Genomic DNA, 24173 nt, shown 5'->3' with positions numbered 1-24173 from the left:
CCTCCATTGCTTTCTCGTGGTTGAAATAAAGATGCAAATACATGCGACGTTCCCCTCTGAGCGTGTCTCCTTTATAAGGTCTGTTCTGAGAATAAGCCCAATCAATCTTTTGAGTAGAAGCGTAAAGTTCATATTTCTGGCTGTAGTTTGTCCACGATCGCAGAGAATCTCGCACCTTATCCAGCTCCGTCTTCACAAATTTCAAAGAAAGCTTTGTGGCGATTAGAAACTTTAAGTGATTCTGATACAGCACATTGATATTATCCTCACTATAGAAGCCACGGTCCATAACCAACATCATCTTTTTGCATTTTAGAAAGTCCATATCTGCTATAAGGTTCTTCACGGTCTTCACGTCTGCGATGTTACCTGGCAATTTTCTATAATAAAACGGCAGGTTGGATTGTTCTCCAAACAGCAGTGCAAGATTGATCTGTGGGAGGCGGTCATCTTCTTTATTAACCCCATAACGTACTTGTTTAAGATTCTGTGAATAACTTGATATCGAAGTCGTGTCATACGCCCAGTACTCATTTTCCGTGCGTCTTTTCCCTTGTAAACGAAAGAAGCTATACCGTTCTTCTTCCGTGATGGATGCAAATAACTCACTACTTCTTTGGGAGGGGATATCTTTGCCATAAGGGTGCTTGTGAAGCGCTGCCCACTTTGAAAAACGACTGAGTGGACTTTTGTCCTCAAGGATCAAATAGTATGCAATGGAAAGAATTTGCTTATATGTATCAGGGAAACACTTCTTGAGGTCATTGGTAATACCTATTTTGTCCCCAATCTTATCAAAAAGGTAAGTGGCACCATAAAAGCTGCGAGAAACACCTTCCGTCGGAACAGGCCCCGGCTTTTTAGCCTCCACAACGTCTGCTTTAGCTTTCTTCCTAGTGGGGACAATTTCACCACTCACAGGATCTACTCTACCTATGAGTGTACGCTTAGCACGCGATTGTTTCTTTTCTTTATCCCAGTAAGAAATAGATTGGTAAGCATAGGTAATTCCAGTTCTCTTGTCGGTTTGATAAACAATTGCAGCCATAGTCAGTCCCCCTGTACCTCGTTATGTTAATTATAAAACATAACGAGGTAAAAGTCAATCAAAAAAGCTAATAAACCGTTGAAACACAAGGGCTTATTAGCTTTCATCGTTACAGATTCTCGGGAATGCAGGTTAAATAGGACAAATTTGTGAATAAACACGACAGGTTTGACGATAATCTAAGACCGCGACTTCATTCTTCTCAGGCAATCAAAAATTTTGCGGGTTAGAGGAAAAATCTAAAAAGCAAAAGGCACGATGAGCAGTTAAAACCGCTGATCGTGCCTTTTTTTGAGCAAAACTTCCGATTGTCCTCTAAAAGAACCGTCTATTTGTCCCACAATTTTTCAAAAAGATTCATTTCTTTCTGTTCTGGCTGCCTCTCTACATTATTCGCTAACTCTCTTACTTCTCTTTCCTGATCCTTTGCGCTATTTCATCAATCGATTGATTAGTTTTATCAACTCCTGCTCCATCTTAACCAATTCGGATTTTGTGTTTCTTGGCTTATTTTTCAAATTTCAGTGTTGCCTATCTATTGCTCCCAATGAATCGGAAGGCATTTTTTAAGAGCTGCTTCAACTATCGAATCATATCTTTTTAGGCATCAACCACTTTATTCAAAACTTCATTTCTTGCCATCCGGCCCTCCAATGGCTCACGGTTATAAGAGAAGATATGCGAAAAGTATGCCCAGTACACAAAGCAACATCGCATATGGAAGATTACTTAAAGTAATTCGGAATGGGCTTTGCTGTGTATTGCGTGATGTCAACTGCACCACTAAATTGAACGTTCCAACTGCTACTGTTGAAATTGCCCCTGCAATTATAACAAGTGCCAAGCTTGTCGGATTTACCGTTTCTTCCAATGCTAAGACTAAACTACTGAAGATTCCTATTGTTGCAACTGGATGAACGCCCAAAACACTTAATACGATAAATATAATCTGAATAAACAAAAAAATTAACAATGGGTAGTCGGTAGCTTCCAAAACAGCATCTTGAATGTAATTAGTAACTGAAGAACCGCTAATACCATTCGAAAAATAAGATAATGAAATAAACAACAAAATAAAATTTTGCATATTATTTGTTTCCTTTTTCCAAGATACCCATCCACTAATTAAAAAACTCCTTTTCCTTCCTATTATGCTAGCCCAACTTAAAGAAAAAAAGGGAATAAGGAGCGTAACGGTAAAGATAAAATTTAGATTTAACAGTCTACCAATTAAGATTATTAAAGCTAAAAATAATGTTATTGCTACAAATAATTCAATTATTTTTCCTTTCAATTGTTTTTTATGTACTACCCTTTCGAGGGGAAACTCAAAAGAATATTTTCGATAACGAATGTTTCCCCAAAGAGTATCAATCAAAAAAGCAATCAAGGTTATAAGAAGCAGATAAATTAGAACAGAATCATATGATACATTTGTAATAAGCAATGACATGGCGAGCAGCATCTCTAAGGGGCTCCATAGAAGAGCTAGCGTATAGGCTCTTATTGTTACATTTCTAATAAAGGAATCTCTTACATCTTTATCTACAAACCTTAATTTATTCTTCAACACTTCTTGTGAAATTGTTAATGCAGATAAATTAAGGAAGGCTGACAGAACAATTGTTAAAATAGCGCTCCGTACATAAAGTCCGCCCATATGGTTGGAATGAAGATTTAATAGGTTTTTTAGAGTCCTATCATATCTCCCGATGTGGACTACGCTACTCATCAAAGGAAGAATTGATAACAAAGATAAAATCGGTAAATTTGATGTAACGAATGCAGGGGTTTCTATTAATGATTGGCCAGATTCCATGTACCCTATCGTACCTATAACGATAAATGAAGAAGCGAGGATTTTAAACGTTCTGGTTGCTTCAGGTAAGGAAACCAATAACATTAACAATGTAAGCATACCAATAAAATAATTCCAAGCCTCACAATGAATGAATACATTTATCCCATAAAGAAGAAAAACAAATGAATGAAATATATATATATGGTTAAACAACAATTCCTTTTCCATTTTGTCCTTCACATCGATATACCATTTCCTCTTAATTTTGAGATATTATCCTTCCTATAGTAGCTGGGAAAACCCCATTGCTAATAGCAATTATTATGGAAATATGACATCTATCTGATTATCGATATGCATTGCTCCTTTAACACTTTATTTAGGTTCTCTTTCTTAATACTCCAAAAACAGATAACAGCCATTCAAATTGATAAAAGAATCCCCTGCCACGATTTCTTCTTTTCCAAACAACAGGGATTTCATGTATAACCTGCATTCCTAAAATTTGTAACGAGAATTTGTAGTGAAAGCCTTTATATACAATGTTTATAACGTTTTTTCTTCATAATAAATCGTTATATATAACTGATTTTGTAACGTGGCAACGTCCTTTGTTTTCAAGGGTTTTGAAGACCCTCTTATACAATTCGGGAATCTAGGGTATAAAGAAAGAGTTATTATTTTTTTCAATTACTACATATGATGAAGAAATTCTTCGTCATTATATACATCATTCTTCATCATTAGATGGACAGCAGCTGTTTTAAATGCCTTTGGCAGCGCAAGTATAGAAGGATCATTACCAACGAATTTTTTCTTTGCATCCTCTAAAGCTTCCTCAAAAGTTGCTCTCGTCTTTAGACCCATTCCTCTTGCAAAGCCTGGCATTTCTGCTCCAACAACATAAATTGCGGCTGCATGTTTTTCGGCTATATGTCCACTAGAAATCATTGAAAATCCATGGAAGGGATGATATGAATATGCATAACGGTATTTTCGAATATATTCTTGGTTCGTTGCGAAATACTCTCCGAAATGATTTAGATCCTTTAGAGTATTCATACCATCTTTTTGGAAAAGTTCATACATCTCTTTTGTATATGGCCAGTTTTCTTCATGGAAATCGCCATTGCAGGTAGTTGAACAGATGATTACACATTTGTCACTCATTATCCTGCGATGTCGGACCACTTGGGCGGATATTGCTTGCATGAGCATGATGGGATTCGTTCCCATACCATCACCATAATGGAAGGATTGCGGCATGCCAAATACCAGGACATCATATTTTTTCTCTGCAAAAGGAACGAAAGTCCTTTTATTGGCTGTCGCCCAGGATTTGGGCTGCATTTCTTTGGCGTATCCACTATTAATCTCAATTTGCCTTGACTTCGTATCAAGGACAGCATCACAGCAGAAAAACTTCTTTCCCATCCGTTTCTCCATATGTTCGCCGATTTCATCAAATTTTGTCCGCATTAATGATTTAGTGCTGACAGGTACAAAGTCCTTCCTATGCATAACTTTGGGTACGTGATGAGATGCTATCGATTTCCAATGGGTAATTCCTGTTGAACAGTGTTTATATCCGCCTGAATAGCCTCCATACGGATTCCCTTGTGTATGTCCAATCAAAATGGCAATATCGCTATCGTACACATATTTATTCATGATGACGGGATCCCCGCTCTCAGTAGTGCCCAAATCTATTAAGTTTTCATAGTCTTCACTATCATGATTGATTATTTGGTTTGAATACCAGAAATTGTTGAATATTTCCTCACCCAAAATGTTGAGGATTTCTTTTTCTGTGTTTTTTCTGTGAAGGCCATTCGAACAGATAAACTTAATATCTTCCTGCTTAACGCCCACACTATATAGCTCTTTCAAAATCAATTTTATGGAAACCTTTCTGTGGGCAGTTGGCTGTTCTCCCCCCTTTACCCTGTCAGGGAAGATAATCGCCACCTTCGCCCCTTCTTTTCCGACTTTTGTCAAAGGCTCCATTCCAATTGGGTTCCGAATTGATTCAAGGGTTGCTTTTTCAATTTCATCCTCTGGAATACATGGAGGATCCGGTACGGTTTCACCGGGCACAAACACGTCGGTATTGTCAGGCAATTCTGCTTCCATGAGCCCATGTCCGTATTCAAATGATAGTTTCACTTATATGCACCTGCTTTCCCTTGAATGATTTTTGCCCAAAAAGGTCTGGACAATGTCCAGGTATTCTTCAGGATAGAAGCCTATTTCTCCTTCAAATCTGGTTAAGGCAACTAGTCCGCCATCTATTTCCGGTATTGAAGCAAGCATGCCGGCATTTTCTGCCTTTAACCCTCCACCATATATGACAGGTAAGCCGTTTGTCTCTTGCTTTACAAATCTGGCAACTTCCTGGATGTAATCCTTGCCAGGTGGAGTTTTTTTTGGTCCAATTGCCCATATTGGCTCATATGCAATTGTGACACTACTCGTTTCTACTCCTTCGAGTCCTATTTTTAGTTGTTCACGCAATATCTCCTGCCAGCGTTCCTGTTCTCCTTCTTTTTCTCCAATACAGTATAAAACAGACATTCCGGCTGCGATTGCAGCCTTGATTTCTTTATTTAACAAGCGGTTTATCACATCTAACGAAGTCCCAGATGCTTCCCTGATTAAGTCTTCCTTATCATTTCTTTCTTCACTATGGCCAATAATTGTGTCCAAGCACCCAATCGCCTTCATTGAATTAGCTGTACGATTGCTTGTGAATGCACCAAAGTTTCCTCCCTTGGCTGTATCTTCCCTGAAAACACTTTGACAGCCAATAGCTATATTCGTCTCCCCATTAACAGAGTTTAAAGCGTTAATTAAATGGGTTTCTGGCAAAAAAAAGACAAACTCTACTTCGTCGTTTGCATATTGCTTTAAACCTCCCATAGTGCTTCGAACAATGAAATTACCCCATTCGGGTGCTCTGGTAAAACGATTTATGCCGCCATATTCTGCCGGGATATCAAACCGTTTTAAATTCGCATAAATCCGTTTCATGATTATCACCTTTTAATCCCTTTAATTTGAGGAAAACTACTTTCTTATCTCTTTATCTTTGAAACTGAGGAATTCAGGCAGTTCTTCACCAATTAAGGGTTTACACCACTGAATGAATTTTTCAGTCACATTATTCCCACGCTCATTAATAAAATGATCAGGAAGTTTTTTTTCGTGAAGCATAACTTCTTGAATTGGCACCAAGAATGTCTCGATTGAATACTTTTCTTCCGGCAAACGTCTTATACCCACCATTACACCTGTTCTGCCAGAAACAGCAGCTTGAACTGCCGTTCTCCCAACCAAAACGGCTTCTTCCTGATCAATTTTGGACTGAAGTGCTATAGAAGTTCTTCCTGCAAGACCAGGCTTCTCACCTCTGGCTTTAATTCCAAGTCTTTTAATAACGAGATTCGCTAAATATTCACTTACATCTCCGTAATAAACAGATCTGCCCCGCTGGAAAATAGGCGGTACGATTGGTTCTTGTTCAGCGTTTTTTAATCCTTCACTTACAACCACAACAACTCCGCCCAAACGATCGTATAATTCCTTGACATCTTCCATGAATTCCTCTTCTACGAAGGGCCTTTCCGGCAAATAAATCAAATGCGGGGCATCCTCTTTTCTTTTTCTTGCTAACGCAGAAGCCGCTGTAATCCATCCCGCGTTTCGTCCCATTGCTTCTATGATGGTGACATGGATCGGCAGCGATTTCACATCTGCCCCGATTTCCGCTGTTGTATGGGCTAAAAATTTTGCAGCGCTCCCGTATCCAGGTGCATGATCAATTATTGCAATATCATTATCGATTGTTTTTGGAATCCCAATCACATATATTTCTTCATTCTTACATACCTCATGGACTCTCCCGCATGCTTCCATTGTTCCGTTTCCACCATTGAATAGTACATATTTAATATCATGCTTTTTAAAGATATCTGGCATTTTCTCATAATGTTCCTGTTTCAAAGGAAATCTGGATGAGCCTATTGCTGTTCCCGGTGTTTGCAGTAATAGGTCCAAATCAGCATCCTTAGTTGTGCCCAAATCTAAAAAGTTTTCTTTGAGGATTGCTTCAGAACCGCCAATAGCTCCGTAAATCTTATCTATACAAATATTATTTTGGGCCTCTTTAATGACTCCATATAGGGAGGAATTAAGGACAGCCGTTGGTCCACCACCATGAACGATGAGTATATTATTCTTCATTGTTTTTATCGCCTCAATCTAATTCCATATGAACCGTCACCGGATACGGCTTAGAATAAAGAATCAACATTATATATAGGATTTGGATTAAAATCCCCTTCCCAATTTTTCGAACATCAGTTTTTTATAATCTTCTACTCCTGGCTGGTCGAATGGATTCACTCCAAGTATTCTGCCTGAAAGATAAACAGTGAATTCAAACAGATAAAACAATTGCCCTAAATAATATTCATTCATTTCCGGCACAGAAAATTTAACGCATGGTATACCTCCATTAAAGTGGGCTCCTATGGTGGCACCTAATGCAATTTTATTAATCTCCCAAAGATTTTCACCATTAACATAATCAAAGTTGTCTTCAACATGGTCTTTTTCGATCACTAAACTACTGTTAGGGTTTTCAATATCAAGAAATGTTTCAAAAATGATTGGCTGTCCTTGCTGAACGTATTGACCAATTGAATGCAAGTCTTCAGAATAGTTTACAGCCACAGGGAAAAGGCCCTTTCCCTCTTTCCCTTCACTTTCTGCGAATAATTGAATCCACCATTTTGAAAAATAGTGGAACTGAGGTTCAAAAAAAGCGAGCATTTCAATTTTATAGCCTTTATCCAAGAGAATGTTCCTGAAAGTGGAATACTTTAATGCCAGATTATCAATATCTGTTTGGTTGTGCATCAGATCCTGCATTTTTTTGGCACCTTCAATCAGGCTAGAAATATCAATACCTGCAACAGCCATAGGAAGTAATCCAACATCAGTCAAAGCAGAAAATCTGCCGCCAATATTTTCAGGAAAAATAAAAAAATCAAAATTATGTTCCTTGGCAACCTGATGTAAAGAACTATTAATTGTACCGGTAACGGATATTCGTTTATTAGTTTCATTGCCATATTTACTGTACAAGAAGTTCCGCAGAATACGGAAACTTAATCCAGGCTCTAAAGTTTCAAAATTTTTGGCAATGACATTAATATAAACGGATTTACCCTCCAGCTGTTTTAGCAAGTTATTCATGTAATGTGGAGAAAGATTGTTGCCAGCATAGAGAATTTCAGGTTTACTTTCTTTTTGCAGAGCTTTAATTACTGCTCTTGCTGCCTGATTGGAACCTCCAACCCCGACAATCACAAAAACATCAGCTTCTTTTCTTATTGTTTCGGCTTTTTCTTTCACAAATTGTACAGCTTCATCACTGGCCCACTCTTCTACATCCATCCAGCCCCAGACATCATCCTGGTGGGAGGTCCTTTCCGAATAGACTTTTCCAAGCGCCTCATCCAGCCATTTTTTATTTTTACTTAACCGTTCGTTTAATTCCTGATCAGAAACAAATTGTTTATTTTGCAAAAATTCCAGTCTAATATCATTCATGCCAAACACCTTCTTTTTGAGAATTTCACTTTTCCATTGAAACCCGTGACATTCGCTTAGCAGATTCATATATACCGAGTACTACTTCCAATGTCTTGATTGCATCATCCGGACTGACAGGCACTGGTTTATCATTTAACAGGCATTGATAATAGTGTTTTAGCTGGCTAGTATGATAGTTACTCCAATATGTCTCCCCTTCGCCTTTTATCTCCGCAGTTGGATGGATGATAAGCTCTTTTCCATTCAATCTAATTGTTACCTTTTCTCCTTCAAGCAAAATAGACCCATTTTCAGCACTCAATTCAATCCTGATCGGACTGTTGCTAGTAAAGTAATTGCAGGCGAAGAATGAATAAATGACCCCATTCTCGAATGTAATTGCAGCACTTGCAACATCCTCGACTTCGATTTGAGTAAGAACTCTTGTGTCTATTTGCGCTTTTATCGATTTCACTTCACTCCCGACCAAGTAACGGACCAAATCGATAGAATGGATTGCCTGGTCAATAACGACCCCACCGCCTTCTTTTTCCCAGCTACCCTTCCATTCAATTTGATAGTATGAGGGAGGCCGATGCCAATTTAGCGAGGACCATGCACCAGTTATCTTTCCAAATGCCCCCTGGTCAATCAGCTTTTTCGCTTCAATAATTCCATCTATATATCTATTCTGGAATATTACTCCTAACTTTTTTCCAGTATTCTTAGCTGTTTCTGCCATGGCTCTACCATCTTCTAACGTTGTTGCGATTGGCTTTTCAGTCAAAACATTAAAGCCTGCTTCAAGACACTGAATAACATGCTCCCTGTGCAAATAGTGCGGACTCAGAACATGAACGACGTCCAGGTTTTTCTGCAATAGATCCTCAATAGAGTCGGAATATTCACAGCCACTAAAGTTCATAGCAAATTTTTCTGCACGCCTCAAATCGATATCCAAGGCGTATTTTACTTCTATGTTGCTTAACCTTTTAAATGCTTCTGCATATACAACAGAGATTCTTCCACAACCAATGACTCCAACCTTTAATTTATTCATTGATTTTCCTCCTTTTTTCGGTTTGAGTGGTTGTGACATAGCTTTTTTACTTGAGTGAAAGAATTCGTTTATATAAACTGTTTTAAATATTTTTGCCCTCTTATCAATCCAGCCTTAACTTTTTCCTGAGTCCCATCCCAAACGGGGTCTTCATGCTCGATACTTATGGTCCCATCGAATCCAACCTGGTTTAAATGATCAATGAATTTATTCCAATCAAGCTCCCCTAAGCCAGGTACTCTATATCTCCACCATCCGGAAGAATCAATTTCTCCATTTTTCGGGTTGAACAAAATTCCAGTTCTTCGCAAGGTGGTATAATTTATTTCCGTATCTTTTGCGTGAACATGGCCAATTTTATGGCCGAACTCAAGAATAGGAATATAAGGATCGATGAATTGCCATATCAAATGGGAAGGGTCATAGGCAAGCTTCAGTTTGTCGCTGTCAATTCGCGAAAAGATTTCATCCCACATATATGGAGAAATGCCTATATTCCCCATTAGAGGGCAGTTTTCTATACAAAGGGTTACGTTATTTTCCTCTGCCTTTTCAACCATTACTTTTAAAAATTCTACTGATGCTTCTATACTTTTCATGGGATTAAAACGGACTCCATCATATGCATCTTTAGAAACTCCTGTTGAGCAAAGCACTTTTTCTATATTAAATTCCCCTGCCAACTCTATCCTTTTAATAATGTTACTTTTGTAATATTCTGCCATTTCGCTGTTAGGATCCAAAAAGTTCCTGCAATATGTTAGGGCAGAAATGTCTATTGTCCCGGAACTTTTGATTTTTTCAACTTCATCTTCTTTTAAGTCGACCGACGGCCCAACTTCCAAATCTGTAAATCCATTTTCATATCCCCAAGCAGCCAGGTCCTTCAGGTCACTAACTCCTGATTCGGCCAACACATTTGTCAAAAAACCTACGCGCATGATGTATACCTCCTTGATTTAATGATTTGCAAGCATGTCATCTATCATTTGCTGAATGAATTTTGCATGCCTAATCGTTCTTTCGTTTGTTGCTTTACCATAAACACAATCGGCAAAATTCTGGATGATACCATTATGTCCGCCTTTTCCTTCCAATTCCACCACTGTTTTATCTTCAGCTTGATATGCGCCTTCTTTATTTTTTAACCAAACGCTGATTTCATTAGGTCTGCTGAAATCACCGCATACCATGCCTCCTTCACCAACCACTTCAATGGTATGGTTGCATACGCCGACACGGCTGGCTGAAAAAGATAACAACGCACCACTTTCAGTCTTCGCGATAAACATGGCTGAATCATCATTAGTCACAGTTCTTTTTTCTTTTGTTGCTGGATCGTTTCTTTCATTAATATGAGTAGACGAAACCAGTTTGAAATCCTTCAATTTACCTTCCGATGCGGATAGTAAGTAATAAGCTAAATCCAGCATGTGGCAGCCAAAGTCACTTACCGCTCCTGGTCCTGACTGTTCCTTATCCATTCGCCATTCCCGTTCTACACTTTTATCCGCTATCCTGTTTCCTCCAAGCTGCTGCCTGCATGTATAAATTGCGCCTAGTTTTCCACTATCAATTAATTCTTTTATAAATTCATATATTGGGAATTCCCTATAGTTAAAGCTTACCATTGAAATTACGTCAGCATTCGATTCTGCCGCCTTTAACAACTCATCCACTGACTTAGCATTTACGGCAATTGGTTTTTCCACTAATATATGTTTATTGTGGTCCAAGGCTTTAATAGCAACCTCAATATGCTGGTCATTTGGAACGCAAATTGACACGGCATCCACCATCCCCAACAGTTCCTCATAACTGTCACAAATCTTTACATTTTCTAGATTGTTACGAGAGTAAAAGGATCTAGCCATCTCCTTATCAATATCGTATATGGCTGCCAGCACGGTATCATCGCAGTTATTTATACCCTCCAAATGATTGCTGGCAATACCTACTGTCTTTCCTGTCCCAACAATACCGAATCTTATTTTGTTCATCAGAATGAAACATCACCTTTCGATTGTTTATCTTTTTAGATGTCCTACTTTACCGCACCCGTAGTAAGTCCACCCATAATTCTTTTCCTCATGATCATGTACAAAATTAAAACAGGGAGCAATGCTAGAACGAATGCAGCAAACGCCATCGTGAAATCTACGGAATAAGTGCTTTGGAAGTTATAAACGAACATTGGAAGTGTCCACTTATCCGGGGCTGCGCTCAATACAATCAATGGCATCTGAAAATCATTCCATATCCATAAAGCATCTTTTATAATGATGGTGGCTAAAATAGGTTTCATTAAGGGATATGTAATTTTGGTAATGGTTTGAATTCGCGAACACCCATCTATTTCGGCTGCTTCTTCTATTTCAATAGGTAAAGTTTTTATGTACCCTACCAAAAGAAAGACATCCTGGGTAAGCGCTCCGGCTACGTATAGCAATATCAATCCCGTATGGTTCATTAAACCCAAATCAGACAAGAGCTTTACAATCGGTACCATCTTTACCTGAAAGGGGACAAATATCCCAAGCAAAATAAAGTAAAATAAAAATTTATAATACTTATTTTTATCCATATTCCTTGCGATAGAAAAAGAGATCAGCGGAGCAACGATCAGAATCAATATGACTCCAATAATGGTTATAAATAGTGAATTGGTGAGGTATTGAAAGTAATTCGATGTATTGATCACTTTAATAAAGTTTGTGAAATTCAAGTTTTCTGGTAACGCGAAGAAGCTTTTGGATAGCTCCTGTGTTGTTTTCATGGCATTTATTATGCTTAAATACAGCGGTCCAATTATTAAAATACTACCTATAAGCAAATATAAGTATTTCCCCATCTGTGTCAATCGGTAAATCATTCAGCTGACACCTCCTTTTTCTGGGTTAATTTAACCTGGATCAGTGAAATCGCTGCAATCAGCAAAAAAACTATTACTCCCACTGTTACCGAGTAGCCGAACCTTCGTTCTTCAAATGCGAGTTTATAAATCAAAGTCCCAATAGATTCAGTTGCACCAGCTGGACCACCACCCGTGATGGCCATTACATAGTCGAAGACTCCCAAACCGGCTTTAAGCTGTAAAATGAACACTATACTAATGGTAGGGATTAAATAAGCGAAGGTTACATGCTTGAATTTTTGGCTGTAGCTAGCCCCGTCCATTTCAGCTGCCTCATACAATTCGCCAGGCACGTTTTGAAGTGCAGCAGCGAACAATACCATAGGGATGGCCGTTGCAGTCCAGATATTTGCAAAGAGGATACCAAACCCCGCCATGTCAGGATTTGATAAAATATTTGTAGAAAGGGCCTCAATACCAAGATTTTGCCCAAGTGCCGGCAATGCCCTATAATACATTTCCTTAAAAATCATTCCAACAGTAACTAAGCTCATTACGGCAGGCACAAAGAAAACGGTAGTAAAAAAAGAAAAGCCTTTTAAATTTTTGGATTCTAAAATCAAAGCTATAGTTATAGCAAAAAATATGACTCCCACTATCAAAAAGAAAGAATACTTAAAAGTGAATCCTAAAGTTTCAATGAAACGTTCATCGTCAATCAATCTTTGATAGTTTTCAAATCCAATTACATTGAATTGCTGGCTGATTCCATTCCAGTCTGTGAAACTGTAGAAAAGCCCCATTAAAAGGGGGATAACAAAAAAAACAGAATAAATAATAAGTCCTGGCAACGTTATAAAAAAATCGGTTAAACGTTTCGAACCTTTCTCCCTGTTTTTGCCATTAAATGCCATTTCCACTTCCTCCTCCACTCCAACGATCTCCATATCCTGGACCTCACTTACAACGTTTAAGATAATGATTTTAGAATCACATCTTAAACGTTGTATAGCAATTGGCCCAAAGTCTGAAGATGTAGATATTCCTTTCCCTCTAAAATCTATTTGTTATAGATTTGCTTTACTGCTTTGTCCAGCTTTTTCATAGAAGCATCAACATCACCAGTTGCAATTAAATCTTGTAAAACTTTGTTAAACTCCGTCACCATCCCTGGGGCCCAATAGTTCCTTGGAATTTTAAAGTTTTTACCTTCTTTTATCGCGTTCGTCACTGCCTCAAGCTCAGGTACCGATGATTCTACGCCATTAACCAATGATGGAGATCCTTCGATATCATGGAATTTTTGTGCAGTTTCTTTCTTTGTCAACCATTCCAAAAAGATTTTCGCCTCTTTTTTATACTCTGAATCTTTGGAAATCGCTAACCCATAATCCATATTGGTTCCAACCTTAGTCTCTGCTTCTGTCTTGCCAGGTACCAAGAACATGGATATGTTCAGATCAGGATTTGCTTCCTTAATTAGAGGCAGGGCAAATGTTCCCTGATACATCATTGCGGCTTTACCATTCGCAAATTCATTTATTGCTTGTTCATAACCAACGCCAAGGCTGTCTTTTTGGCCGTATTTGTGCAATTTCAAAATAAACTCCGCTACTTCTTTCATACCTTGATGATCTGCTGCAGAAGCTTTCCCTTCTGCAATATCCTTGAACAGTTCACCCTTATCATCGAAAAACAGCCCAGTTAACCTATCACCTAATGCTCCAATAGTCCATAGTTCCTGGTCAGAAAAAGATAAGCCCATGATTCCTTTAGATTTGAAATAGTCCAAAACTTCAAATAGTTCATCTTGCGTTTTTGGTATTTCAATATCATGTTCATTAAAAAGATCCACATTGTAGTAAATTCCAGTACCATTGGCCAAATACGGAACAAAGTAATTTACTCCATCAATTTTATTATCATCCACCACATCCTGACTGAAATTAGATTTAAGGAATTCTTCTTTGGTTAAATCGATAAAATACCCTTCATAAACAAGCCCTAACTCCGCAGTATTATACGGGAATGTTGCTATGTCAGGCATATCATTGGCGACTGCTCTCGTTTGCAGGACAGTGGCTGTCTCAGGAGGATTGTTTACAGTAACTTTGATGTTTGGGTATTCCTTGTGAAACTGTTCAAGTATTTTTGGCCAAACTGAATTTAATTCGGGTTTGTGGGATACGACTTCTAACTCAACTGCACCCTTTCCTGAACTTTCTCCACTCGTTTCCTTACTACTGCTGCATGCAGCCAGAAGTGTACCTACAATCAACAGCACTATTAAAAATTGCAGTGTCTTTCTCATAATTCCCCTCCTAAATAATCATAATTTCTTCAATGATCGACTCAAATTATACTTTGAATTTATCCACTCTCACCTACCCTCTGTTAATGTACTTCATTGACATTCAGCATTGAGTTTCACACAACAAATGACACGGTTTACAATTTCATCCTATCATAGGTGATTAAAATGTAAACGCTTTTTTAGTTAAACGTTTTACATATAAATTCTTATTTTACGCTGAATTTATTAGCTTTTAAAAATAAAAAAGGATCCCGATTTATGGAATGGGACCCGAGTTGTTTATGGCTGGCTTTATCTATCTAATTTTATTTTGTTTTCGTTATATCCATACAGCTTTCACGCTCTATTATAGAATAAGGTAACTCGATCTTCATAGGGATTTTTTTTCCGTTATTTATTCGATCGATCAATAGTTTAGCGGTGACCTTCCCGAGTTCTTCCCGGGGAACATGAATGGTAGTGATCATCGGAGAAACATATTGGACAGTATCGATATCATCTATTCCCATGATGGAAATATCCTCTGGAACCTTCAAGTCACTTTCCTTAATGGCCTTGACAGCACCAATCGCAGATAAATCATTTCCGCAAAAAATTGCTGTGACCTCTCTTTTATCTTTTAAATATTCCTTGGTAGCCAAGTAACCGTATTCGGAAGAAAATTGGCATTCTATGATATTTTCATTTCTTACAGTCAAATTTAATTGCCTCATTGCATCACAATAACCCTGGTACCTAACTTCGTTTTTAGTTTCTCCTAAATACGCAATCTTTGTGTGCCCGAGTCTATTTAAATACTTTACAACAGAAATTGCTGCCTGGTAGCCATCAGTCAAGACCTGGTCATAGTCAGCATGTGCTACCTTATTCAACCCGGTATATACGATATATTTGTAATGCTTTTTTATGAAACTTAGTAAATGTTTATCAAACCTTCCCAGGATTGCGACACCATCAACATTATAAGAGGAAATGAGCTCGTATGTTTTGGGGTCATTAATGTCATATCCTGAAAAGGAATATTTTAATATGTATCCCAGTTTAAACGCTTCACGTTCCAGTGAACGGGCAATTTCTGAAAAAAATGGATTGCTGTCACCAACAGTTGAACGTGCATAGATACACCCAATCGTCTTTGATTGGGTCTTCTGCGGAAAGTGAGAATCCTTCATTTTCAATCTGCGCGCAGTGGCATTTGGTACGTAGTTTGTCTGCCTTACTATGTCCCAGATCTTGCTCTGCACATCTTTGCTCGCAACTTTGGTATTACTATGATTAATGACCCTTGATACAGTTGTTATAGAGACCCCTGCCATTTTCGCAATATCTTTTAACGTTACTGAACTTTGATCATTTTCCATATTACCCCTCCAAAAGGTCAATTGCTAATCCTTAAATCTTGTTCCTCTTAAGTATGCCTGTTAATCTAAGTCCAATCTAAATACGAACCATATCGTCCAATGAAAGAAGTTCAACCAAAGGGGCTTTGCCAGCAGAACCAAAGTTCACAATTAAGGACCCTGCAATTTCCTTTACTGCTAATTCAACGGAATTGATTATTGCTGCTACATCGTCATCAAGAATTTTACCAGAAGTAACCGTGTCCATAATGGGTTGGAAGAATACTCGTGGATCTACTTGTTTTCTGTTTTCTTCCAGGAGTTGATATATCGCTCCTACTGAATCGCTGTTTTTCATAGCGGGAGATTTCATAAATAATTCTCTCAAATTCCTTGTAGTCGCCAGTCGGATGTCTGTATCGACATTTATTTTGTTGATCCCAGCAGAAATTGCCTTCTTCAATTCACCAATTGAAATTCCTTGAGCGCCCTCAACAATTCCCCCATAACCATTTATTTCGTCCACAATATGTCCAGGTATGGTAGAAGAACCATGGGAAACAATGGCACAAAATATCCCTTCATGTCTAAGTATTTCTTTAATAGCAACGACTATTTCTCTTCTTAGCTTAACATCTTTCCCTTTATTTGGCCCATGCATTGTACCATAGGAAATTGCTAAGCTGTCAACTTCAGTCCTTTTTATGAAATCAAGCGCTTGCAGAGGATTGGTATAGGTTGATTGGTTTGAGAAAACATGATCCTCAACACCAGCCAACACGCCTAGTTCACCTTCAACTGTAACCCCTCTGGCATGTGCATACTTGACTACTTCCTGCGTCAGTTCTATATTTTCTTCATAAGGAAGAGAAGAACCATCAATCATTACAGACGTGTACCCGCCATCAATTGCTGCCTTAACAGATTCTAAATCTTTGCCGTGATCTAAGTGAAGTACTATGGGAATAGGCGAATTCTCTGCATATTTCTTTACAGCATCACCTAGTAGCTTCGCTCCCTTCCTTTTATCTTCAATGGTTGAACTGATGAAGTCAGTTCTCCCCCCCATAAAGCCATTCGCTAAATCTGCACCTTGAATTAATGCTGGAGATCTAAACATTTCATGAACTTCGATGATTGCTTTTACCTGCGCAATCGTATTGACGTTAAATGCAGGCTGCCCAAAGCGATATCTTTCTGTAGCGTGAAGCAAAGGCATTAATGGAATTAATGGCATTTTTTACTCCTTCTCTCTTCAAAATATGAAATATTTTGGAACACCATGTGTTTCAAGTCCTAAATAAATTAGTTTTCAGACATACCTTTTCTGAGTTTCTATCTAGTTATGAGATAAATGTCCAATGCATTATATATGTTAGCATTAAGGGGAGAAACTTCAAAATATTTTTTACTCAAACGTTTTATCTCTCTTAGCGCTACACACACTTTTTTTATAATGTTTAAACTAGAGCTCCGAAACCTTTTAGAACCTATTAATTATTTCATAGTATTGCTAATTAATGATAAATATAAATTAGTAGATCACATAATTTAAAAGGGTTTTTATTTCTAATGAGGATTATCATCCTTGTTAAACGTTTGCATAAAATTTGATTATCATTTAACTTTATACATGTTAGTATTTATCTAAAGTTAACTGAATAGGCTTCTCGCTTTTTGATTTATGCAAATAGCCACAGTTCTAAAAAATCATCGTTTTAGCAATTAAAGGCCCTTGCAGAAGGTACGAAAACTACTATACCCAAAGATTTTAATACTAAATTAGCAGGGAGGAATATAAATAGTAGGGACCGCTCTAAATTTCTTTATCTTACCCCTCTATGATTGTTCCCTTGTGAGAAGAAAGCTATATTTCCCTTTCAAGCACCATAAAGGTTGTTAACTTGGGAATCTCGAATTCTTGATTCATCTGAAAACCTACATCGGTATCTCAAAATATTATTTAATTTATCCCGAGAAAATATCTTAATCTAAATTATAATATAGTAATGAATGAAGAGGAAAAATCCAGAAAATTTTTTCTTGCTTTTTTATGAAAGTTAGTAAATGGGACAAGAGACACACATAAAGTAAAATTGGAAATTTAGACTTTGTGTTCCATGTTTGAGGTTAAAAGCGTGAATCTTACGCCAAAAATTTAAATATTACTATATTTCCAGAAGAATTTCTCTAATGAAATAAAGGAGGGACAAGGGCATGCTTCATGAAAAATATATAAAACTTAAATCAATACTTAGAGAAATGGAATCCGTGGCTGTTGCTTTTTCAGGCGGTGTAGACAGCACTTTTTTATTGAAAGTGGCAGTCGATGTGCTTGAACCAGAAAATGTGGTGGCGATAACGGCTAATTCAGAATCATTCCCCTCAGTTGAACTAGAAGAATCGAAAGCATTGGCCAGCCTTATTGGGGCAAAACATATTATAATAGAAACTTCAGAGTTGAACCTGCCCGGCTATGCCGAAAATACCAAAGATAGATGCTATTTCTGCAAAAAAGGACTGTTTAACGACGTATATCCGATTATGAATAAATATGGATTCAAAAATGTGGTGTATGGGTTGATTGCCGATGATATGGGCGATCATCGTCCTGGTTTAAGAGCAGCCAAAGAGCTTGATGTTCGAGGTCCGTTGCAGGAGGCAGGTTTATATAAGACTGAAATTCGTGAATTATCTAGGGAGATTAAGTTGCCGACATGGGACAAACCAGCCATGGCTTGTCTATCTTCGAGGATCGCTTATGGCGAAACGATTACACAAGAAAAACTAACAAAAGTAGAAAAATCAGAGTTCTTTATAAAGAAGCTTGGTATTAGGCAGGTTAGGGTAAGAACTCATGAAGAAATTGCCCGTATTGAAGTGGATCCCCCTGATCTCAAAGTGATCCTCGAAAACTACAAGGTGGTTTCCAATGCACTTGAATCATATGGCTACAAGTATGTAACACTAGACCTGGCAGGGTACAAAAGTGGCAACATGAATAAGATGATTGCACAAGGAGTTTCAAAGGTATAACTACTCACAAAACAATTAGGGGTTGATATGTAAATGGAACAAATTGAATATATCCTTCAGCAGGTTAAGGAAGGCTCCTTAAATGTAGACCACGCTAAAAAATTACTATTGCCATATGAGGATTTGGAAGGGTTTGCAAAGCTTGATCATTTTCGTCAAGGACGGACCGGTTTTCCAGAAGTAGTATATGGTGAAGGAAAAACGGTCCACCAAATCATTAACATTATAAATAGCCTTATGAAAACAAACAGGCGTGTCCTTGCCACACGAATTGACGAATTAAAAGCACACCAAATTCAAGCAATACTACCCATGCTCACCTATCACCCTGTTGCCAAAGCATTGACCTGGGTACATTCCGAAGAGCCTGAAGTCCTGTATGATGGATACGTTGCAATTGTCTGTGCGGGAACATCCGACCTTCCTGTTGGGGAAGAGGCTGCTATTACAGCCGAAGCTTTTGGATGTAAAACTGAACGGATTTACGATGTCGGCGTTGCTGGGATACACCGCCTGTTCCACCAGCTTGAACGGATTGAGAATGCGTCGGCGACGGTTGTTATTGCTGGCATGGAAGGCGCATTAGCAAGTGTGGTAGGCGGATTGATTAGCAATCCTATCGTAGCTGTTCCCACAAGCATCGGATACGGAGCTAACTTTCAAGGACTATCAGCTCTGCTATCAATGCTGAACACCTGCTCCCCCGGGATCAGTGTCGTAAATATTGATAATGGATTTGGCGCTGGGTATTATGCCGCGCTAATCAACCAAAAAACTTCAAACAAGAAAGGAACGTACAGAAATGAGGACTCTATATTTTGACTGTTTCTCTGGAATCAGCGGTGATATGACAGTGGGTGCTTTAATCGATTTGGGTGTTGATCCCATTGTTATCGAAAAAGAGTTAAGAAAACTGAAGCTGGAAAGTGAATATTCTCTATCATGGGAAAAAGTCTTGAAAAACGGGATTTCCGCTGTCCAATTTCATGTTAATGTCGAGTACAACCCTAATCCCAAGGATGATCACCATTATAAGAAATCACACGGACACAGACATTTCAGCCATATAATGGAGATGATCAAAAATGCAAATTTTAACGAGAGGGTGACAGAGATTTCACTCGAAATCTTTGATAAAGTTGCCCTTTCCGAATCCAAAATACATAATATCCCTCTGGAAAAAGTTCATTTTCACGAAGTCGGAGCGATTGATTCCATAATTGACATAGTGGCGACTGCCATTTGCATTGATTTGCTGAATCCCGATGAAATCATCTCTTCCCCTGTTCCAGTTGGAAGCGGAACGATAAAAATTGACCATGGATATTATCCAGTACCTGCTCCAGCAACATTGGACCTATTGAAAGGGATTCCCCTTAAAGAAACAAATATAGAAGGCGAATTAACTACACCAACCGGCGCTGGCATCCTGGCTACATTAATAGACAAGTTTCAGACAATGCCTTCCATAAAAATTGAACAGATTGGATATGGAGCGGGAACAAAAACTTTCAAAAATCATCCAAATGTTTTACGTCTAGTGATAGGAGAGAGGGTTGAGCGCAATGAAACATGACTTAGCGCATCGGTTTGAGCATCTTGATGAAAATATGATGAAAGTTGAAGTAAATCTTGATGATATATCAAGTGAGTGGCTTGGATATGTAATGGACTTACTATTCGAAGTCGGTGTCAACGACGTTTTTTATATCCCTATCTACATGAAGAAGAATCGTCCTGGTGTAATGCTTCAGGTCCTGTGTGACACCAAGAATCTTGAATTGGTCAAAAGTATCATATTTGCAGAAACCACCACATTAGGAATAAGGTACTACCCAGCCTCCGTCCACAGGCTGGAAAGACGATTTATAAAGGTGGATACGCACTTGGGAAGAGTATCTGTAAAGCAGGGGTTTCATAAGGGGATGTTAGTACAACAAGCCCCTGAATATGAAGATTGCAGGAAATTAGCAGAAAAACACAAAATTCCTTTGCAGCTGGTTTTCCAAGAGGTATGGAAAGAACTTTGACATTTTTGCTCTTCTATTAGGATAATTCAGCAAACGCGATATCCAACTTCCTCAACTATAATCTGCTCCCAGTTTGATCCTAGTGAATGGCATGAAGATTGGTTAAGGGTGATTACAGCCATCCAAATGTACCATCTCTGCCATTGTTTTTACCAAAGAGTGACAAGAAATTTACCACTAAACGACAAGCTATTTACCAACCCAATGTAAAAGGCAAGCGAAGCGCTTCTTGATACTAAGTAGGCGGGAGAAGCTTACGGCTGGCAGCCTCTAGCGACCATCGAGAGTGCTCCAAGGGGATTGCCGGCAAGGGCTGCAACATTATACCCATCGGAGACTCAGTGTCAAGAATGCCTTTGGAGCGGTCGATAAAAGGGTTGGTAAATGAATGTACAATTCTGATAAATTCCTTCTAAAAGAGTGGTAAAAAGCAATGGCCGTAATCAAAGGCCTACTTGTAGACTTTATTCATGATCGCATAAATAGTACATGATTCCTATCACATCATGATGGATGGAGATAATTCAATGCGTGGACGTCGTGGATGTTTATGGGCTCTTTTCTTTGCGCCATGGGACGGTGATCTTTTTTCATTCTGCCTTTGGAAACCTACCGTTAATAATTGCGTACGCTAAGATTCCAACATGCAAGTGCCAATCGAGCACTACTTTGATTTGCTTCTTGTATGAGTTCTACTACGAGTGGGTGATCTGACGGAAGAATCATTCTTCCTCTTTGTCCCCCAGACCGCCAGGGTCTTTTTTCTTAATAATAGAATTGCTGTTGCTGCTGCTTCAGCTAATGCATTCTCTTTTTTAAATCCTTTTCAATTAATTTCCTGCGCTTTTTCTTTGCTGCAAAAGATGTCATTACCTACTGGCAAGTTTGTAGTGGACTTTCACCTCCAAGTTATCGCCCATGCAGGGCACACCAAAGTAAAATCGGGAGCTGTTTATATACGCTCCCGGTTACTTTCCGTTAAAATTCTGGATGAAGACAGAAATAAACAATCAATTTAAACCCCTATAAGTCCATAAAAACCGTTACCACGTCCAGTTATTTACTATCCTGCAGCAATCCCATTTCCCTTGACGACTCAAAATTAAAATTCCCTTTTGGGTTGGCTTTGGTTGGAAGCATTTCAACGAATGGGAACAATTCTTTTTTTGCTACTTCGTAAACCCTGCCTAGTTCTTTGACGGGATCAGGGTGTTCATCGACTCGCAAGTCGACCAATGGATATTCCTCGGTACTGACTACTTTCACCGCGGCGGATTGCCTTCCACGTTTGTCGCCGCCAGCATCCTGCCCGGCCTGAAGGGCGATGATCAGCCTGTCCGCAAGCGGCTTTCCTTTGCTGTTTTCAAATGCCCGGGCGGTTTCCAGAATTGTGTCTTTTCCGACAAGCATATTCCCTGCCACACCGTAGTTTTGACCAACAATCTGGCCATTCCATCCATCACATTTTTCACCAGTGAAGGCAACCGCCTTACCGGTATTGTCGACAATAACAAACTGCCTGATTGCCGGCTCTGGATCTTCCTTAAGGATTCGTTCCTTTACTTCCTCGGCCGATAATCCTTCCTTCAGATACTTCAGTCCGTTGATACCGATATATGGGTTTACAAAGGATTGGGTGGCAATCCCACCTACGCCAGCTTCCACAAATGGGCACAGAGTTCCAACAGCTGGTACCCTTGTTGTCACAGCGACACCGAAATTTCCGGTTTCCTCACATCTTGCTGTAATAGAAAAAGTCATTTCTAATTCCTCCCTTTCCTTTTAAAAGTCAGCCTTTCATAACATCTTCAATAAACGCTTTTAAAGTATGAACCCCGTATACACAGTCGTTCAAAGATGACCATTCAAGCGGATTGTGGCTGATGCCGTCCTTGCTCCTGACAAATAACATCGCGGCTGGATACTTTTCTCCTACAATCATTGCATCATGGCCTGCTCCGCTTGGAATGAAAACAGGCTTAATGCCAACTTTCCGGACTGCTTTAACCAGCTGTTCCTGAAGCTGTTGGGCAATCGGCATCGGTGTAATTTGGGTGTTGCAGCTAGTCCTGACCTCAATACTCCTCTCAGTAGCTACTGCTTCTGCCTTTTTCCTGACCATCTCTACCAGCCGGTCCCGGGTTTCTTCATGAATATCACGGATATCAGTAAACATGTATACTTCTTGAGGGATTACATTCACACCATTTGGAGAAACATTTATCCTCCCCACTGTCGCTACAGCTGTTTCAGAAACTTTCCCCGGCAGCCTCTCGACTTCCTGAAGAAACATGCCCGCAGCCACCAGCGGATCTTTGCGGCCAACCATTGGCGTATTGCCCGCATGGCCGGCTTCCCCCATAAAAATAACTTCCAGCCAGGCTGGCCCTGCAATGCCGCTGACAATCCCGACAGGTTCATCCTCTCTTTCAAGAATTTTTCCCTGTTCAATATGGACTTCGACAAACAATTCTATTTCCCTGCCATGGTTCCTCGCATCAATATACTTGTCAAAACTGCTTCCGTATTCATTGATTACTTCATCAAACGTCAGATCGTTTTCGTCAACGAGTCCCTTCAATAAATCAGGGCTTGTCTGGCCCGTGAAAGCACGACTTCCTGTCAGTCCGCTTTTGAAGCGAGATCCTTCCTCATCCGAAAAAATCACGACCTCATACGGTTTTTCAGGTGCATAACCTTGCTCCTTCCATGACTCAACTACCTCTAATGCTGAAAGAACACCTAGTGGCCCGTCAAAATGCCCTCCGTTGGGTACACTGTCAAGATGCGAGCCGGAAATAATCGAAGGTCCATCACTTTTGCCTCGCAGCTTTCCGAACACATTTCCTGCTCCATCAACCGTGACAAAAAGACCCGCATCTTCCATCCAGCTTATGACCAGTTCCTTCGCCTGCTTTTCGAGTAATGAATAACCAGACCGAGTCACACCGCCACTTTCTTGCAAACCAATATTTGATAGTTCACTAAGTCTTCTCGCAATCCGTTCTCCACTTACTCCCGAATGGCTAAGCTCAGGCTTATACCCTTCCAATAACCTTCCATAAAAAGTTGCTTGTTCTGTTTTCTGCATA

The 24173-nt window shown here is 39.1% G+C and carries 21 protein-coding genes; 5 read left to right on the top strand and 16 right to left on the bottom strand.

What is annotated here, in order from left to right; translation table 11 throughout:
• The 14 genes from J2S25_RS17205 to J2S25_RS17140 form a co-directional block, all read right to left on the bottom strand.
• A partial coding sequence (locus J2S25_RS17205) for an IS1634 family transposase (RefSeq protein ID WP_307192498.1) occupies positions 1-1048 on the bottom strand: 1048 nt, incomplete at its 3' end.
• Between the two features lie 664 nt (positions 1049-1712).
• The gene (locus tag J2S25_RS17200) at positions 1713-3077 is read right to left on the bottom strand and encodes a hypothetical protein (protein WP_044391547.1); all 1365 of its coding nucleotides are present in this window, start codon (positions 3075-3077) and stop codon (positions 1713-1715) included.
• A 465-nt stretch (positions 3078-3542) separates the two neighbouring features.
• On the bottom strand, positions 3543-5015 hold the full coding sequence (locus tag J2S25_RS17195) for a lactate racemase domain-containing protein (protein WP_044391549.1): 1473 nt from the start codon (positions 5013-5015) through the stop codon (positions 3543-3545).
• Positions 5016-5879: a triose-phosphate isomerase family protein gene (locus J2S25_RS17190; RefSeq protein WP_044391550.1), complete on the bottom strand. Its 864-nt coding sequence runs from the start codon at positions 5877-5879 to the stop codon at positions 5016-5018.
• A gap of 36 nt (positions 5880-5915) precedes the next feature.
• The gene (locus J2S25_RS17185) at positions 5916-7091 is read right to left on the bottom strand and encodes a diphosphate--fructose-6-phosphate 1-phosphotransferase (protein ID WP_044391552.1); all 1176 of its coding nucleotides are present in this window, start codon (positions 7089-7091) and stop codon (positions 5916-5918) included.
• Positions 7092-7178: 87 nt separating this feature from the next.
• Positions 7179-8465: a glucose-6-phosphate isomerase gene (locus J2S25_RS17180; RefSeq protein WP_044391554.1), complete on the bottom strand. Its 1287-nt coding sequence runs from the start codon at positions 8463-8465 to the stop codon at positions 7179-7181.
• A gap of 25 nt (positions 8466-8490) precedes the next feature.
• Positions 8491-9507 carry a Gfo/Idh/MocA family protein gene (locus tag J2S25_RS17175; protein WP_044391555.1) on the bottom strand — a complete coding sequence of 339 codons (1017 nt, stop codon included), beginning with the start codon at positions 9505-9507 and terminating at the stop codon, positions 8491-8493.
• A 68-nt stretch (positions 9508-9575) separates the two neighbouring features.
• The gene (locus J2S25_RS17170; protein ID WP_307192497.1) at positions 9576-10448 is read right to left on the bottom strand and encodes a sugar phosphate isomerase/epimerase family protein; all 873 of its coding nucleotides are present in this window, start codon (positions 10446-10448) and stop codon (positions 9576-9578) included.
• A gap of 18 nt (positions 10449-10466) precedes the next feature.
• On the bottom strand, positions 10467-11507 hold the full coding sequence (locus J2S25_RS17165) for a Gfo/Idh/MocA family protein (RefSeq protein WP_044391557.1): 1041 nt from the start codon (positions 11505-11507) through the stop codon (positions 10467-10469).
• A 44-nt stretch (positions 11508-11551) separates the two neighbouring features.
• Positions 11552-12379 carry a carbohydrate ABC transporter permease gene (locus tag J2S25_RS17160; protein WP_044391559.1) on the bottom strand — a complete coding sequence of 276 codons (828 nt, stop codon included), beginning with the start codon at positions 12377-12379 and terminating at the stop codon, positions 11552-11554.
• The gene (locus J2S25_RS17155; RefSeq protein ID WP_052806949.1) at positions 12376-13308 is read right to left on the bottom strand and encodes a carbohydrate ABC transporter permease; all 933 of its coding nucleotides are present in this window, start codon (positions 13306-13308) and stop codon (positions 12376-12378) included. Before J2S25_RS17155 ends, J2S25_RS17160 begins: the two co-directional genes overlap by 4 nt.
• A 113-nt stretch (positions 13309-13421) precedes the next feature.
• On the bottom strand, positions 13422-14672 hold the full coding sequence (locus J2S25_RS17150; protein WP_044391560.1) for an ABC transporter substrate-binding protein: 1251 nt from the start codon (positions 14670-14672) through the stop codon (positions 13422-13424).
• Positions 14673-14980: 308 nt separating this feature from the next.
• Positions 14981-16036: a LacI family DNA-binding transcriptional regulator gene (locus J2S25_RS17145; protein ID WP_044391564.1), complete on the bottom strand. Its 1056-nt coding sequence runs from the start codon at positions 16034-16036 to the stop codon at positions 14981-14983.
• 76 nt (positions 16037-16112) lie between these two features.
• On the bottom strand, positions 16113-17252 hold the full coding sequence (locus tag J2S25_RS17140; protein ID WP_044391566.1) for a class II fructose-bisphosphate aldolase: 1140 nt from the start codon (positions 17250-17252) through the stop codon (positions 16113-16115).
• Positions 17253-18232: 980 nt separating this feature from the next.
• Here J2S25_RS17140 and larE point away from each other — a divergent pair.
• From larE to J2S25_RS17115, 5 genes are all read left to right on the top strand, one after another.
• Positions 18233-19051, top strand: coding sequence for an ATP-dependent sacrificial sulfur transferase LarE (gene larE, locus J2S25_RS17135; protein WP_044391568.1), 819 nt, complete (start codon positions 18233-18235; stop codon positions 19049-19051).
• 33 nt (positions 19052-19084) lie between these two features.
• Positions 19085-19873 (top strand): nickel pincer cofactor biosynthesis protein LarB, encoded by a 789-nt coding sequence (gene larB, locus J2S25_RS17130; RefSeq protein WP_307192496.1) that lies wholly within the window; start codon positions 19085-19087, stop codon positions 19871-19873.
• Complete coding sequence (larC, locus tag J2S25_RS17125; protein ID WP_044391575.1) at positions 19854-20627, top strand: nickel pincer cofactor biosynthesis protein LarC; 774 nt, start codon at positions 19854-19856, stop codon at positions 20625-20627. The genes larB and larC overlap by 20 nt, the downstream gene beginning before the upstream one ends.
• The gene (larC2, locus tag J2S25_RS17120) at positions 20617-21081 is read left to right on the top strand and encodes a nickel pincer cofactor biosynthesis protein LarC2 (protein ID WP_044391576.1); all 465 of its coding nucleotides are present in this window, start codon (positions 20617-20619) and stop codon (positions 21079-21081) included. The genes larC and larC2 overlap by 11 nt, the downstream gene beginning before the upstream one ends.
• A 701-nt stretch (positions 21082-21782) precedes the next feature.
• Positions 21783-22100: a hypothetical protein gene (locus J2S25_RS17115; RefSeq protein ID WP_044391580.1), complete on the top strand. Its 318-nt coding sequence runs from the start codon at positions 21783-21785 to the stop codon at positions 22098-22100.
• Positions 22101-22137: 37 nt separating this feature from the next.
• Here J2S25_RS17115 and J2S25_RS17110 read toward each other — a convergent pair whose 3' ends face one another.
• Both J2S25_RS17110 and J2S25_RS17105 read right to left on the bottom strand, forming a co-directional pair.
• Positions 22138-22842, bottom strand: a complete 705-nt coding sequence (locus J2S25_RS17110) for a DUF1028 domain-containing protein (protein ID WP_044391584.1) — start codon at positions 22840-22842, stop codon at positions 22138-22140.
• A 28-nt stretch (positions 22843-22870) separates the two neighbouring features.
• Entirely contained in the window at positions 22871-24172 is a 1302-nt protein-coding gene (locus J2S25_RS17105; protein WP_307192495.1) for a M20 family metallo-hydrolase, read from the bottom strand.
• Position 24173: the final 1 nt, after the last annotated feature.

The sequence above is a fragment of the Mesobacillus stamsii genome (genome assembly GCF_030814065.1).
Lineage (GTDB): Bacteria > Bacillota > Bacilli > Bacillales > Cytobacillaceae > Mesobacillus > Mesobacillus stamsii.
This window is presented reverse-complemented; position numbering and strand designations above follow the sequence as displayed.